Origin of the sequence: Micrococcus sp. H39-S4, from assembly GCF_027158145.1 — a bacterium.
GTDB lineage: Bacteria > Actinomycetota > Actinomycetes > Actinomycetales > Micrococcaceae > Micrococcus > Micrococcus luteus.
In genome coordinates this window covers 143,741-157,689 of sequence record NZ_JAPVLT010000001.1, presented here as the reverse complement: position 1 = coordinate 157,689, position 13,949 = coordinate 143,741, and the positions used below count along the sequence as shown (strand labels likewise).

At 73.9% G+C, this 13,949-nt stretch carries 11 protein-coding genes; 4 read left to right on the top strand and 7 right to left on the bottom strand.

What is annotated here, in order from left to right; translation table 11 throughout:
• Positions 1 to 284 precede the first annotated feature (284 nt).
• Both O3T09_RS00755 and O3T09_RS00750 read left to right on the top strand, forming a co-directional pair.
• On the top strand, positions 285 to 1,034 hold the full coding sequence (locus O3T09_RS00755; RefSeq protein WP_269295264.1) for a DNA-3-methyladenine glycosylase I: 750 nt from the start codon (positions 285 to 287) through the stop codon (positions 1,032 to 1,034).
• A 63-nt stretch (positions 1,035 to 1,097) separates the two neighbouring features.
• On the top strand, positions 1,098 to 2,513 hold the full coding sequence (locus O3T09_RS00750; protein ID WP_269295263.1) for an NAD-dependent succinate-semialdehyde dehydrogenase: 1,416 nt from the start codon (positions 1,098 to 1,100) through the stop codon (positions 2,511 to 2,513).
• 54 nt (positions 2,514 to 2,567) lie between these two features.
• Here O3T09_RS00750 and O3T09_RS00745 read toward each other — a convergent pair whose 3' ends face one another.
• Both O3T09_RS00745 and putP read right to left on the bottom strand, forming a co-directional pair.
• Positions 2,568 to 3,161: a 2'-5' RNA ligase family protein gene (locus O3T09_RS00745; RefSeq protein ID WP_127445977.1), complete on the bottom strand. Its 594-nt coding sequence runs from the start codon at positions 3,159 to 3,161 to the stop codon at positions 2,568 to 2,570.
• A complete protein-coding gene (gene putP, locus O3T09_RS00740; RefSeq protein WP_060974186.1) occupies positions 3,158 to 4,792 on the bottom strand; it encodes a sodium/proline symporter PutP in 1,635 nt (544 codons plus the stop codon). Before putP ends, O3T09_RS00745 begins: the two co-directional genes overlap by 4 nt.
• 108 nt (positions 4,793 to 4,900) lie before the next feature.
• Here putP and hrpA point away from each other — a divergent pair, with 108 nt between their 5' ends.
• Positions 4,901 to 9,004 carry an ATP-dependent RNA helicase HrpA gene (hrpA, locus tag O3T09_RS00735; RefSeq protein ID WP_170720971.1) on the top strand — a complete coding sequence of 1,368 codons (4,104 nt, stop codon included), beginning with the start codon at positions 4,901 to 4,903 and terminating at the stop codon, positions 9,002 to 9,004.
• 24 nt (positions 9,005 to 9,028) lie between these two features.
• Here the strand turns inward: hrpA and O3T09_RS00730 are convergent, their stop codons facing one another.
• A complete protein-coding gene (locus tag O3T09_RS00730; RefSeq protein WP_044659226.1) occupies positions 9,029 to 9,457 on the bottom strand; it encodes an HIT family protein in 429 nt (142 codons plus the stop codon).
• 44 nt (positions 9,458 to 9,501) lie between these two features.
• Complete coding sequence (locus O3T09_RS00725; RefSeq protein WP_044659227.1) at positions 9,502 to 10,629, bottom strand: sulfurtransferase; 1,128 nt, start codon at positions 10,627 to 10,629, stop codon at positions 9,502 to 9,504.
• A 111-nt stretch (positions 10,630 to 10,740) separates the two neighbouring features.
• Between O3T09_RS00725 and O3T09_RS00720 the strand changes: the two genes are divergently transcribed.
• Positions 10,741 to 11,187, top strand: a complete 447-nt coding sequence (locus O3T09_RS00720) for a Fur family transcriptional regulator (RefSeq protein ID WP_036337773.1) — start codon at positions 10,741 to 10,743, stop codon at positions 11,185 to 11,187.
• 19 nt (positions 11,188 to 11,206) lie between these two features.
• Here O3T09_RS00720 and O3T09_RS00715 read toward each other — a convergent pair whose 3' ends face one another.
• The 3 genes from O3T09_RS00715 to O3T09_RS00705 are packed head-to-tail and all read right to left on the bottom strand — an operon-like array spanning position 11,207 to position 13,931.
• A complete protein-coding gene (locus O3T09_RS00715) occupies positions 11,207 to 12,025 on the bottom strand; it encodes a metal ABC transporter ATP-binding protein (RefSeq protein WP_044659228.1) in 819 nt (272 codons plus the stop codon).
• Positions 12,022 to 12,921 carry a metal ABC transporter permease gene (locus O3T09_RS00710; RefSeq protein WP_044659229.1) on the bottom strand — a complete coding sequence of 300 codons (900 nt, stop codon included), beginning with the start codon at positions 12,919 to 12,921 and terminating at the stop codon, positions 12,022 to 12,024. The genes O3T09_RS00715 and O3T09_RS00710 overlap by 4 nt, the downstream gene beginning before the upstream one ends.
• Before the next feature lie 2 nt (positions 12,922 to 12,923).
• The gene (locus tag O3T09_RS00705) at positions 12,924 to 13,931 is read right to left on the bottom strand and encodes a metal ABC transporter substrate-binding protein (protein ID WP_041104319.1); all 1,008 of its coding nucleotides are present in this window, start codon (positions 13,929 to 13,931) and stop codon (positions 12,924 to 12,926) included.
• Positions 13,932 to 13,949 lie beyond the last annotated feature (18 nt).

The following is a 13,949-nucleotide window of genomic DNA, read 5'->3' as shown; positions in this document are numbered from 1 at the left end:
CCGCGGCGCGGGGGCCAGGGTGCCGGCCTTGAGCACCTCCCCCGCGCGCGGCGCGAGCCTGCCCTCGCCGGTCGGCCTGCCCTGGGCGCGCTCCCGGCTGGCGTGGCCCCGACCGCGGTCGCCCCCAGCATCTCCCCCCCTCGCCGCACGTGCCGCTGCGGGCCGGGCGGCTCGAGTGACGAGGTCCGGCCGCGCCTCCTGCACAGGTGTCCGCAGACGGCGTTGCGTCCCCGGGCGTCGCGTTCCGGCTCCGGATGTCCGGGGCCGCTCTTAGGCTCGGGTGCATGAGCGCGCACCACGCCGACGACGGCCTCCCCGCCCCCGTCTCCACCCTCGCCGAGGATCCACCGGCCGACGGGCGACAGGCGCCGCCGAGTGGCGTCGTCGTGGGTGAGGACGGGCGGGCCCGCCCGCCGTGGGCGGCACGGGATCCGCTGCTGCGGGAGTACTACGACACGGAGTGGGGCCTGCCCGTCACGGACGAGCGGGGCCTGTTCGAGCGCCTCGTGCTCGAGGCGTTCCAGTCGGGCCTGAGCTGGCGGACCGTCCTGGCCAAGCGGCCGCGGTTCCGGGAGGTGTTCGCGGGCTTCGACCCGGACGCCGTCGCGGCGTTCGGGGACGCGGAGGTCGAGGCACTGCTGGCGGACCCCGGCATCATCCGGAACCGGCGCAAGATCGAGGCCGCGGTCGCGAACGCACAAGCCGTCGTCGGGATGCGCGGCGAGCGGTTCGCCCCGCTGCACCCGGGCTCCCCCGGCGCGGGCCCCGCCTGGCACGGCGACGGCGACCGGCCGGCCCGCGGTCTGGCGGGGCTGGTCTGGGCGCACCAGCCTGCCGCGACCCCACGGCCGGAGACGGTGGCGCAGGTCCCCTCGGCCTCGGAGGAGTCGCGCGCGCTCGCGAGGGCGCTGAAGGCGCACGGCTGCCGATTCGTGGGGCCGACCACGTGCTTCGCCCTGATGGAGGCCGCCGGGGTCGTGGACACCCACCTTCTCGGCTCGTGGCGAAGAGGGGCGTCCGGGATCTGGGAGTGAGCGGGGGCCTCCGGCAGGATGGGGAGCTCAACGCAGGACGTCCACACGAAAGGGTGACGACTGATGACCACCACCTCCGCCTCTCAGGGCTACCGCACGATCAACCCGGCCACCGGGGAGCTGCTGAAGTCCTTCGACAACGCCACGGATCAGCAGATCGCCGACGCCCTCGACGCCTCGCAGGCCGCCTACGAGCAGTGGTCCCGGAAGTCGGTGGCCGAGCGCGCCGCCGTCGTGAAGCGGATCTCCGAGCTGCTGGCCGAGCGCTCCAAGGACATCGCCGCGCTGATCACCACGGAGATGGGCAAGTCCCTCGGCGCGGCAGTCGGCGAGGTGCGCTACGGCGCCCAGATCTTCGGGTACTACGCGGACGAGGCCGAGGAGCTGCTCGCGGACCAGCCGATCAAGCAGTTCTCCGGGCAGGAGGCGTTCATCCAGCGGCTGCCGCTCGGCCCGCTGCTGGGGATCATGCCGTGGAACTTCCCGGTGTACCAGGTGGCCCGTTTCGTGGCGCCGAACCTCGTGCTGGGCAACACCATCCTGCTCAAGCACGCCGAGATCAACCCGCAGGTGGCGCAGCTGCTGGAAGAGCTCTTCACCGAAGCCGGGCTCCCGGAGGGCGTGTACCAGAACGTGTTCGCCACCCACGACCAGATCTCCACGATCATCGCCGATCCGCGCGTGCAGGGCGTGTCCCTCACCGGTTCGGAGCGGGCCGGCGCCACCGTCGCCGAGCAGGCCGGCCGGCACCTCAAGAAGGTCGTGCTCGAGCTCGGCGGCTCCGATCCGTACATCGTGCTCTCCGCGCCGGACGCCCGCGCCGCCGCCCGCGACGCACTGGCCACCCGGATGGGCAACTGGGGCCAGGCCTGCAACTCGAACAAGCGCATGATCGTCATGGAGGACCTCTACGACGACTTCGTGGACGAGCTGGTCCAGCGCTCCTCGGAGATGAAGCCCGGCGACCCGACCTCGCGCGACGCCGACGTCTACGGCCCGCTGTCCTCCGAGTCTGCGGCCGACGGGCTCGCCGAGCAGATCGCCGCGGCCAAGGAGGCCGGCGCCACCGTCCACGTGGGCGGCGAGCGCGTCTCCGGCCCCGAGGGCGAGGGCTTCTACGTCTCCCCGGCCGTGATCACGGACGTGGACCAGGAGAACCCCGCCTACACGCAGGAGCTGTTCGGCATGGCCGCCGTGGTGTACAAGGTGTCCTCGGCCGAGGAGGCCGTGGCCCTGGCCAACGACTCCCAGTACGGTCTCGGCGGCGCCGTCTTCTCCACGGACCTGGACGAGGCCAAGCGCGTGGCCGACCAGCTCGAGGTGGGGATGGCGAACGTGAACCTCGCCTCCGCCGCCGGCGCGAACCTGCCCTTCGGCGGCGTGAAGCGCTCGGGCTTCGGCCGCGAGCTCGGCCCCATGGCCGTGGACGAGTTCGCCAACAAGCGCCTGTACGCGGTGCAGGGCCCCCTGGAGGGCTGACCCGGGGCCGGGTCGGCCGGGCGGGTCTCCCGCTCCGGCCGCCCCGTCGGCCCCTCAGCCGCGCAGCGGGACGGTCGCCAGCACCTCGTGCAGCGGCCCGCCGGAGCGGCCCTCGCCGAGCCGGGACGCCACGACCTCGACCTCGTCGGCGGTCCACTGCGGCCCGCGGTACACCGTGAGCGCGTGCACGGCCTCGGCCAGCAGGACGGTGGCCGGTGCCGGCGGACGGGGCTCGCCCCGCCTCCGACCCCGAGGTCGGGGCGCGGCCCCCGAGACCCGCGCCACGGTGAGATGGGCACGCCGGCGGTCCTGGCCGTCGTCGTCGGCGAGCCAGGGCTCCGCCAGAAGCGCGCCGAGTTCCCGGACCTGCCCGCCCACCCCCACCCAGAGCGTGCGGTGGGAGAACTCCCCCGCTCCGGCCAGGTGCAGGTCCAGCGGGGCATGTCCCACCGCGATACGGCCGGCTTCGGTGACGACGTCGTCCACGGCGCCGGCGGGCACCTCCGGGTGGAACGCCAGCGTCAGGTGCCGCTGCTCCGGCTCGGTCCAGCGCAGCACGCGCCCGGCCCGGTCCCGGACGCCGTCGAGGGCCGGCTCGAGGTGGTCGAGCGCGGCCCTCGGCGGACGGATCGCGAGGAAGAGCCTCACGCCTGCGCGCGCGGATCCGCGGCGGCTGCGGTCGAGCCCCCGGCGGCGTCCCGCGTCATGGCGGCCGGGGCCACGTCCGGGTGCGGCTCGCGGCCGGCCACGATGTCGATCGCGCCGGTGAACTCGGCGTCGATCCGCCGCTGCACACGGCGCGAGCGCTGGGTCACGAGGGACACCACCACACCCACCAGGAGGGCGGCGACGAAGCCCGGCAGCAGCTCGTACAGGCCGAACCACTCCCACGTCTCGGCACTGGCCTCGGACCAGAACCAGGCGACGGCGGCGCCGGTGACCATGGCGGCCATCGCCCCCCACGAGGTGAACCGCGGCCAGTACAGGGCGAGCAGGATCACGGGGCCGAAGGCGGCGCCGAAGCCGGCCCACGCGAAGGAGACGAGCTCGAGCACGGAGGAGTCCGGGTTGAGGGCGAGCAGACCCGCCACGAGCGCCACCACCAGCACGCCGATGCGGCCGAGCCACAGGGTGAACGTCGGGGACCCGGTGCGCCCGCGCAGCATGTAGAGGTCCTCCACCAGGGCGGAGGAGCACACGATCAGCTGCGAGGAGAGCGTGGACATGATCGCGGCGAGGACGGCGGCCAGCACCAGGCCGGCCACGAACGGGTGGAACATGATCGAGGCCAGCACGAGGAACACGGTCTCCGGGTCCTCGAGCGTGGTGCCGGGGTTGGCCTGGAAGTAGGCGATGCCGACGAGGGCGACCATCACGGCGCCGAACACGGACAGCGCCATCCAGCCGATGCCGACGCGCCGGGCGACGGCCGCGTCGTGCGGGGTGCGCAGGGCCATGAAGCGGACGATGATGTGCGGCTGGCCGAAGTAGCCCAGGCCCCAGGCGAGGGAGGACAGGACGCCGATCAGCGTCGCGTTCTCGAACATCGAGAAGTGGTTCACTCCGCCGCCGGCGGCGTCGGCGGCGCGGATGCCCTCGACGACGGCGTCCCAGCCGCCCATGGTCAGGATCACGACGATGGGCACGGCCAGCAGGGAGAGGAACATGAGGATGCCCTGGGCCACATCTGTCAGCGAGGCGCCGAGGAAGCCGCCGAACAGGGTGTAGAGCACCGTGATGCCCGCCACCACGAGCATGCCGGTGAGGTAGTTGATGCTGATGCCCTGGGCGTAGAAGGAGTCGGGGCCGAAGGTCGACTCGACGAACTTGCCGCCGGCCACCATGCCCGAGGAGACGTAGAAGGTGAAGAACACGAGGATGATCAGGCCGGCCACGATCCGCAGGATGTGCGTGCGGTCCTTGAACCGGTTCTCGAGGAAGGACGGGATCGTGATCGAGTTCCCGGCCACCTCGGTGTAGGAGCGCAGGCGGGGGGCGACCACGCGCCAGTTCACCCACGCGCCCACGGTCAGGCCGACCGCCATCCAGCCCTCGACCAGGCCCGCGGCGTAGATCGCGCCGGGCAGGCCCATCAGGAGCCACCCGGACATGTCGGACGCACCCGCGGAGAGCGCCGCGACGGACGGCTTCATGTCGCGTCCGGCGAGCATGTAGTCGTCGAGGTCGGTGTTCTTGCGGGAGGCGTACAGGCCGATCGCGATCATCGCGAGGAAATAGAGGCCGATCGCCGCTAGCAGGGAGACGGTGTTCGTGTCCATGGGCTCCAGAGAATCACATCCGGACTCTCAGCCCCAGTCCCAGGTCCGTCCCAGATTCGCCCCGTCCGGGTCGGCCCGGGCCCCCGCGCGCCTAGGATGGAGGCCGTCATGACGCAGACTCCCCCGCCCTCCACGCCCGCCGCGCAGCCGTCCGCGACGCCCCACGACGCCGTCGCGATCACGTTCCCCGAACACCTGCCGGTGGCGGAGCGCCGTGAGGAGATCATGGCCGCGATCCGCGACCACCAGGTGGTGATCGTCGCGGGCGAGACCGGCTCGGGCAAGACCACGCAGCTGCCGAAGATGTGCCTGGCCCTCGGGCTCGGGGAGGCCGGCTCGATCGGCCACACCCAGCCCCGGCGCATCGCCGCCCGCTCGGTGGCCGAGCGCATCGCGCAGGAGCTGGGCGAGGAGATCGGGCAGACGGTCGGCTACCAGGTCCGCTTCACGACGCAGACCTCGAAGGCCACCCGGGTCAAGGTCATGACGGACGGCATCCTGCTGGCCGAGATCCCCCACGACCCGCAGCTGCGCCGCTACTCCGTGATCATCGTGGACGAGGCCCACGAGCGCAGCCTCAACATCGACTTCCTCCTGGGCTACCTGCGCAACCTGCTGCCCCAGCGCCCGGACCTGAAGGTGATCATCACCTCGGCCACCATCGACCCGGAGCGCTTCGCCCGGCACTTCGGCCGGCCGCTGGCCGCGGGCGAGGACCATGCGGACGCGGTGGAGGCCGACGACGGCGGCCGCGTGGTCCCGGCGCCGATCATCGAGGTCTCGGGGCGCACCTACCCCGTCGAGATCCGCTACCGGCCGCTGACCGACGAGCCCTCCCCCGACGACCCCGAGGACGATGCGGACGACGCCGCCGAGACCCGCGACCCCCTCGACGCGATCGGCGACGCCGTCCTCGAGCTGGCCGCCGAGCCGCCGGGTGACATCCTCGTGTTCCTGCCGGGCGAGCGGGAGATCCGCGAGGCCGCGGACCACCTGACCGGCGTCGTCGCCGGCACCACGCGCCTGGCCGGCACGGAGATCCTGCCGCTGTTCGGCCGCCTGTCCATGGCGGAGCAGCACCGCGTGTTCGGCCGCGCCGGGGCCGGGGTGCGCCGGCGGATCGTGCTGGCCACGAACGTCGCCGAGACCTCCCTGACCGTGCCGGGCATCAAGTACGTGATCGACACGGGCACCGCGCGCATCTCGCGGTACTCGCACCGCACCAAGGTGCAGCGCCTGCCGATCGAGCGTGTCTCCCAGGCCAGCGCGAACCAGCGCGCGGGCCGGTCCGGCCGCACCTCGGACGGCATCGCGATCCGCCTGTACTCGGAGGAGGACTACCTCTCCCGCCCCGAGTTCACGGACCCGGAGATCCTGCGCACCTCCCTGGCCTCGGTGATCCTGCAGATGCTGTCCCTCGGTGTGGCCCGCACCCCGGGCGACGTCAAGGAGTTCCCCTTCGTCCAGCCCCCGGACGGCCGACAGGTCACCGACGGCGCCACCACGCTCACCGAGCTCGGCGCGCTCGAGGCCGGCGGCGCCCGCGCCGGCACCATCACCCGGGTCGGACGCCGCCTGGCCCGTCTGCCCGTTGACCCGCGGCTGGGCCGCATGATCCTCGAGGCCGGTGAACGCGGCTGCGTCCGGGAGGTCATGGTGATCGCCGCGGCCCTGACCATCCAGGACCCCCGCGAGCGCCCCACGGAGCAGCGCGAGGCCGCGGACGAGCTGCACCGCCGGTTCGCGGACGAGAACTCGGACTTCTCCGCGATCCTGAACCTCTGGGCCTACCTGCACGAGCGGCAGAAGGAGCTCTCCGGCTCCCAGTTCCGGAAGCTGTGCCGCCGTGAGCACATCAACTGGCTGCGCGTGCAGGAGTGGCAGGACCTGGTGCGCCAGCTGCGCCAGCTCGCCAAGGACGTGGGCCTCACCGTCGAGGCCGGACCCGTGGACCCGGTGGGCCGGCACGAGGCGGTGCACAAGTCCCTGCTCACCGGCCTGCTCGCGCAGATCGGCGCCTACGACGAGCGCCGTCGCGAGTACGCGGGCGCCCGCGGCACCCGCTTCGCCGTGTTCCCCGGCTCCGCCCTGTTCAAGAAGCGCCACCCGTTCGTCATGGCCGCCGAGCTCGTGGAGACCTCACGGCTGTGGGCGCGCACGGTGGCCCGGATCGAGCCGGAGTGGGCCGAGGAGGTCGCCGGCCACCTCGTCAAGCGGGCCTACAACGAGCCGCACTGGTCGCGGCGGGCGGGCTCCGTCGTCGCGCGCGAGAAGGTGACGCTGTTCGGCGTCACCCTGATCCCGGACCGCTCGGTCCGGTACGGCCGCATCGACCCGGAGCTCTCCCGCGAGCTGTTCATCCGGCACGCCCTCGTGGAGGGCGACTGGCGCACGCGCCACCGGTTCTTCGCCCGCAACCGCGCCGCGCTCGAGGAGGTCGACGCCCTCGAGACGCGCCTGCGCCGCCGCGACCTGCGGATCGGGGACGAGGACCTGTTCGCCTTCTACGACGCGCGGATCCCGGGAAACGTCGTCTCCGAGCGGCACTTCGACGCGTGGTGGAAGAAGGCGCGCCAGGATCAGCCGGACCTGCTGGACCTCGACGTCGCCGCCCTGCTCACCGCCGACGCCGAGGACCTGGACACCGACGCGTTCCCCACCACGTTCACGTATCCGATGCCCGGCGGCGACGTGGAGCTCGACCTCGAGTACACGTACGACCCGACCGGCGCGGCCGGCACCGACGGCGTGACCGTGGCCGTGCCGATCCTGCTGCTCAACCAGGTCTCCCCCGGCCCCTTCGCGTGGCTGGTCCCCGGCCTGCGGGTCGAGCTCGTCACCGCCCTCATCAAGGCGTTGCCCAAGGCCGTGCGCAAGAACCTCGTGCCCGCCCCGGACGTGGCCCAGCAGCTCGTCGCGGACCTCGAGGCCCACGCCGACCCGCTGCGGGACGAGCTGCCGGACGCGCTGTCCGCGGCCGTGCGCCGGGTGCGCGGCGTGGTGGTGGAGCCCGGACTGTGGGCCCCGGACGCGGTGCCCCTGCACCTGCGGATGGACTACCGCGTCGTGGACGCCCGCGGCGCCGTGATGGGCGCCGGCCAGGACCTGCCCGCGCTGCAGGCCCGGCTCGCGCAGGCCAACCGCTCCGCGATCGCCGCCCGGCTCGCCGGCACCGACGACCCCGCCTCGGCCCGGCCGGGGCCGCGCGGCACGGGCCGCGGCGGCCGGGCCCAGGCCGACGGGCGGGCCGGGGCCGAGGGACGCCGTCGCCCGGAGGGCCCCGGGCGGTCCGGCGCGACGCCGGCCTTCGAGGAGCGGCACGGGCTGACCTCATGGAGCATCGGCACGGTGCCGAAGACCGTCTCCACCGCGGCCGGGGCGCGCGGCCCCGCCATCACGGGCTACCCGAGCCTGGTGCCCGAGACCACGCCCGACGGCGGCCCCGCGGCCGGCCTGACCGTGGCCCGGTCCGCGGAGGACCAGGCGGCCTGGCACCGGGCCGGGGTGATCCGGCTGCTGCTGGCCACCCTGCCCAGCCCCCAGCGCTACGTGCTGGACCACCTGGACAACAGGGAGAAGCTCACCTTCACCCAGAATCCGCACGGCTCGGTGGACTCCCTCGTCGCGGACTGCACGCAGGCCGCCGTCGACCGTCTCGTCGGGGACGAGCTGCCGTTCGACGAGGCCGCGTTCCGCGCCCTGTTCGACCGGGTGCGGGCCGACCTGATCGACACGGTCTTCGCCGTCACGTCCCTGGTGGAGCAGGTGCTCTCCCGGGCCGCGCAGGTGCGACGCCGGCTCAAGGGCTCGGTCTCGCTCGCCCTCGCGCCGGCGCTGTCGGACGTGAAGGCACACCTCGAGCAGCTCGTGTTCCCCGGCTTCGTGGCCACCACGGGCTGGGAGCGGCTGCAGCACCTGCCGCGCTACCTGCAGGGCATGCTGACGCGCCTGGACCGGTTGGACGCCGGCGGCCACCTGCAGCGCGACGGGCAGCACATGGCGGTGGTGCAGGGGCTCGAGGACGAGTTCGACGCCGCCGTCGCGGCCCACCGCGCCCGGTTCGCGGGCACGCCCGTGCCCGCGGAGCTGGAGCGGGTGCGCTGGCTCATCGAGGAGCTGCGCGTCTCGTTCTTCGCCCAGGAGCTGGGCACGGCGGTCTCGGTCTCCGAGAAGCGGGTGCGTCAGGCGCTCGCCCGGGCCACGCGCGCCTGAGTCGGGCCCGGGCGGCGCGGGCCGTCAGTCCTGCGGGACGACCTCGCCGTGGCCCAGGTCCCGCAGGGCCGCGCGGAGGCGGGCGGCGGCGTCGTCCAGGTCCGCCGGATCGGGGGCGTTGTCCACGCGAGCCAGGTCGAAGTCGGCGAGCGAGGTGGAGGGCCACACATGCACGTGCAGGTGCGGGATCTCATAGCCGGCGATCATGAGCCCGGCCCGGCGGGCGGAGAACGCCGCCACCTGCGCCTTGCCGATCTGCTGGGCGACCGTCGTCAGGTGCGTGACCAGCGCCGGGTCGACCTCCACCCATTCGTCCACCTCCTCACGGGGCACCACGAGCGTGTGCCCCGGCTGGAGCGGCGCGGCGGACAGGAACGCGACGCACGTCGGGTCCTGCCACACGAAGCGGGCGGGCAGCTCGCCGGCGATGATCCTGCTGAAGACGGTGGCCATGGGGGGTCCTCCTGGGGGTCGGCGGGGCGGGGCCCCGGGGCTCGTCAGTCCCGGCCGGACGCGCCGTAGGGCTCGGGGCCGACCGCGACGGCGTTGGACGGGTCCTGGACCCATGCTGACCACGAACCCGGGTAGAGCGCCACTCCGGGTCGCCCCGCGACGGCCAGGGTGAGCACGGCGTGCGCCGCGGTGATGCCCGAGCCGCAGTACACGGCCACGGGAGTGGCGTCGTCCACGCCGACGGCGTCGAACCGCTCCGCCAGCTCTGCGGCGGGCCGCAGGCGGCCGTCCTCGGCGATGCTCTCCGCCGTGGGCACGTTCCGCGCCCCGGGGATGTGCCCGGCCACGGGGTCGAAGGGCTCGACCTCCCCGCGGTAGCGTTCGGCCGCCCGCGCGTCGAGGAGCAGACCGCCGGAGGCCATCGCCTCGGCGCCGGCCGTGTCCACGACGGGCATGCGGCCCCACGACGGCCGGGCGGTGCCGGGCACCGGGATGACCTCACCGGGCTGCAGGGGCAGGCCCGCGGCGCGCCACGCCTCGAGGCCGCCGTCCAGGAGCACGGAGTCCCGCAGCCCCGCGTGGCGCAGCAGCCACCAGGCGCGCGCGGCGGACAGGCCGTGGTCGTCGTCGTAGACCACGATGGTGTCCCCCTCGTCGATCCCCCACATCCGCACGGTCTCCGCGAACTGGCGCGCGTCCGGCAGGGGGTGGCGCCCCGCCGCCGGACCGGCGTGGCCGGCGAGCTGGCTGGGCAGGGAGACGTAGACGGCGCCGGGCAGATGGCCCTGGAGATAGGCGGCGTGGTCCGGCCCGCCCCCCGTGGCCCGGAACCGGACGTCGAGCAGGATCACCCGGTTCGGGCGGCATCGGCCCGGCTGGGCGTAGGCCGGGCCCCCGGGCACCGGCGGCAGGTCCTCGACGGGGGCCAGGCCGAGCCAGCCGGCCAGCACGTCCACCGTCACCAGGGTGGGCGGCTCGGCGGCCTCAGGGTCGACGCCGTCGATGTCCGCGTCCGGGTCGCCGCCGGCGTCATGGGACGAGGACGGGGCCGCCGTGGGCGCCGGGACCACGCGGCCCTGCCCCTCGTCGACGACGATCAGCGGGTCGGGTCGATCGGGGGCGGCGCCGTCGCGGTCCGGGACAGGGGATGGGTCCGGGCTCTCGCTGTGCACCCGGACACCCTACTCCACGCCCCATTCGGCGCCGCTGATAACCTGGAGGATGGCCCGCGCGGACCTGTTCCGGACCGCGCGGAGGAGGCGGCAGCCGCCGCAGAAGGAGTCGTGAGCACCGTGAGCGCCCCCCAGCCCAGCCCCCGGGCCGCCCGTCCCCGGGCGACCCGGCAGAAGGCCGCCGTCGACCGAGCCCTGGACCGCATCCCGGACTTCGTGAGCGCGCAGGAGCTCCATGCCCGCCTCCAGGACCAGGGCGAACGCGTCTCGCTGGCCACCGTGTACCGGACCCTGCAGCAGCAGCTCGACGACGGCCTCGTGGACATGCTCCGCCGCGACGACGGCGAGACCGTGTACCGCCGGTGCGAGGACGAGGGCCACCATCACCACCTGGTGTGCCGGATCTGCTGGACCACCGTCGAGGTCACCGCCCCCCACGTCGAGGCGTGGGCCACCGCCGTCGCCGCGGAGCACGGCTTCACGGACGCGGACCACACGGTGGAGATCACCGGCGTCTGTGCCCGCTGCCGGGCCGAGGGGCGCACCCGCGCGGCCTGACCCCGGGGCCGGGCCCCGGTCAGTGGCGGATGCCGCCCGCGGGGTCGTCCAGGAAGTCCGCCGGGTCCTCGACTGCCTTGGAGGGCCCGTGCAGGGCGCCCCGGCCGTAGGCGATGTCCAGGTTCTCGACCGTGAGCACGTTCCGCGGCGGGCCGGAGGCCACGACACGCCCGCCCATCAGGACCACATGGTCCGCCTCCGCAGCCTCGTCGAGATCGTGGGTCGTGTAGACCACGGACACCCCGCGCGTCGGCTCCTCGTGGAGGAGGTCGTCGATCGTGCGGGCGGAGACGATGTCGAGGCCCGTCATCGGCTCGTCGAGCAGCAGCACGTCGTGGTCCTGGGCGAGGCCCTGGGCCACGTAGGCGCGCTGGCGCTGGCCGCCGGAGAGCTGGTCGAGGTGCCGCCGCGCCAGGTCCGCGACCTGCATGCGCTCCATGGCGGCCCGCACGATGTCCCGGTCCTGCTTCCGGAACGGGCGGAACCACCCGAGCGTGGGGTACCGGCCCATCCCGACGACGTCGCGCACCGTCACCGGCACTCCCTGGGGCACGCCGATGGACTGCATCACGAAGGAGGTGCGCTGCGAGCGCCGCCGCGGGTTCTCGCCGAGCACCTCCAGCGCACCGGAGGCCGGGTCGCTCAGGCCCGCCAGGGCGGTCAGCAGCGTGGACTTGCCGGAGCCGTTGGGCCCGATCACCGCGATCAGCCGCCGGGCCGGCAGGGTGAAGTCGGAGGGCCGGACGGCCACGTGCGAGCCGTGGCGCAGTTCGAGCGCCCGGGCGACCGCGAGGGGAGGCGTGGCCGCCGCGGCGCCCGCGGGGAAGGACGCGTTCATCGGGCGACCTCCGCTCCGGGCAGGGCCACGACCGGCGTCTCCTGCTCACGCTGCGCGCGCGAGCGCACGTGCCGGCCCAGGAGCGCCAGCACGGCGGCGCGGACGGCGAGCACGACGAAGAACAGCAGGATCGGCATGAGCGCCATGGTGGCCGAACCCGCCGTGCCCAGCCGGTAGCTGAGGGTGAGCCCGGTGACGACGCACGCCGCGCCGATCACGACGGAGACGAGCATCATCTGGGGGACGCTGCGCGTCAGCAGCGCCGCCGTCGCGGGCGGTCCCACGAGGAGGCCGAACACGAGCACCGTGCCCACCGCCTGGAACGAACCGATCACGGCCGCGCCGATCATCACCAGCAGCAGCGTGTGCGTCAGCCCCGGTCGCATGCCCAGCGAGCGCGCCTTGACCTCGGAGAAGCTCAGTGCCAGCAGGGGCCGGTAGAGCAGCAGGGCCAGGGCGATCACCACGACGGCGATGACCGCCTGGGTCACGATGCCGTCCACGCTGACCCCCAGCACATCGCCGAACAGGATCGACGTGAGCGATCCCGTGTAGGAGTCCGACTTGGAGATGATCACCACGCCCAGGGCCATCATCCCCACGAAGAGCAGGCCGATGGCGGTGTCCTCCTTGAGGGTGGTGGCCCGGTGCACCAGCGAGATGCCCGCCATCATGACGACGGCGGCCACCGCCGCACCGAGGTGGGGGCTGCCACCGGTGACGACCGCCAGGGCGATGCCCGGCAGGACACCGTGCACGAACGCGTCCCCGAAGAAGCTCATCCCGCGCAGCACCAGCCACGTGCCCACGACCGAGCACATCACCACGGCGATGAGTCCGCCGACGAGGGCGCGCTGCTGGAATCCCATCTGGAAGGACTCGAGCAGCCAGTCCATCCTCAGCCCTCCAGCGCGTCGGCGAGGGTGCGGGCGTTGAGGAGCATGGCCTCGGCGTAGTCCGCCTCCGGGGTGTCCTTCGGGCCGACGCCGCCCTCGTAGACCTCGATGACCGGCAGGTCGCCGGCCTCCTCGGCCACGGTGTCCACGAGGCTGTTGCGCGCGCCCACGGACGTGATCACGGCGTCTGCGCCGCCGTCGCGGATGGACCGGGCGAGCTCGGCGATCTCCTGGGAGGAGGGCTCGCCGTCGGTGGAGCCGCCCGGGACGACGACGCCGGACACGGTGAAGTCGTAGGCCTCGCTGAAGTAGCCGTAGGCGTCGTGGTCCGTGACCAGCGTGCGGCGGTCCTCCGGGACCCCGGCGAGGATCTCCCGGACCTGCGTGTCCGTCTGCTCGAGCTCCCCGCGCACGGTCGCGCCGCACTCGGCGAACCTCTCGTCACCCCGCTCCTGGGCGAGCGTGTCGCCCATCAGCTCGGCGGCCCTCGCCATGCGGGCGACGTCCATCCAGACGTGCGGGTCCTCGGACCCGTGGTCATGGCCCTCGTGGCCCGCCCCCTCCTCGGCGTGGTCATGGCCGCCGAAGGGCAGCGGATCCAGCTGGGGCGCCACCTCGACGACGGTCGCGCCGTCCGCCTCGGCGTTGGCGAGGGCGGACTCCATGCCGCCCTCGAGGCCGAGGCCGTTGGAGAACACGAGGCCGGAGGAGACCATGTCCTTCACCTGCGCGGACGAGGCGGAGAAGTCGTGCGGATCATCCCCCGGGCCCATCACCGTGACGCTGCGGGCGTCGGCGCACGCGACCACGCGGTCGAGCACGGAGCCGAGCTGCGTCGTCGTGGCGACGGCCACGGGCGCGCCCGCGGCCGAGCCGGACCCGGCGGCAGCAGAGGCGCCCGCGGCCTGCTCGCCCGCGGAGTCGCCGCTGGTCCCGCCGCACGCGGCGAGGCTCAGGGTGAGCGCGGTGAGGGCCCCGGTCAGGGCGGGCAGACGACGGCGGCGGAGCATGGGGCGACCTCGTTCGTG

Coding starts and splice junctions, on each gene's coding strand:
- O3T09_RS00755 (WP_269295264.1), top strand. CDS start 285: ATGAGCGCGCACCACGCCGACGACGGCCTCCCCGCCCCCGTCTCCACC.
- O3T09_RS00750 (WP_269295263.1), top strand. CDS start 1,098: ATGACCACCACCTCCGCCTCTCAGGGCTACCGCACGATCAACCCGGCC.
- putP (WP_060974186.1), bottom strand. CDS start 4,792: ATGGACACGAACACCGTCTCCCTGCTAGCGGCGATCGGCCTCTATTTC.
- hrpA (WP_170720971.1), top strand. CDS start 4,901: ATGACGCAGACTCCCCCGCCCTCCACGCCCGCCGCGCAGCCGTCCGCG.
- O3T09_RS00730 (WP_044659226.1), bottom strand. CDS start 9,457: ATGGCCACCGTCTTCAGCAGGATCATCGCCGGCGAGCTGCCCGCCCGC.
- O3T09_RS00715 (WP_044659228.1), bottom strand. CDS start 12,025: ATGAACGCGTCCTTCCCCGCGGGCGCCGCGGCGGCCACGCCTCCCCTC.
- O3T09_RS00710 (WP_044659229.1), bottom strand. CDS start 12,921: ATGGACTGGCTGCTCGAGTCCTTCCAGATGGGATTCCAGCAGCGCGCC.
- O3T09_RS00705 (WP_041104319.1), bottom strand. CDS start 13,931: ATGCTCCGCCGCCGTCGTCTGCCCGCCCTGACCGGGGCCCTCACCGCG.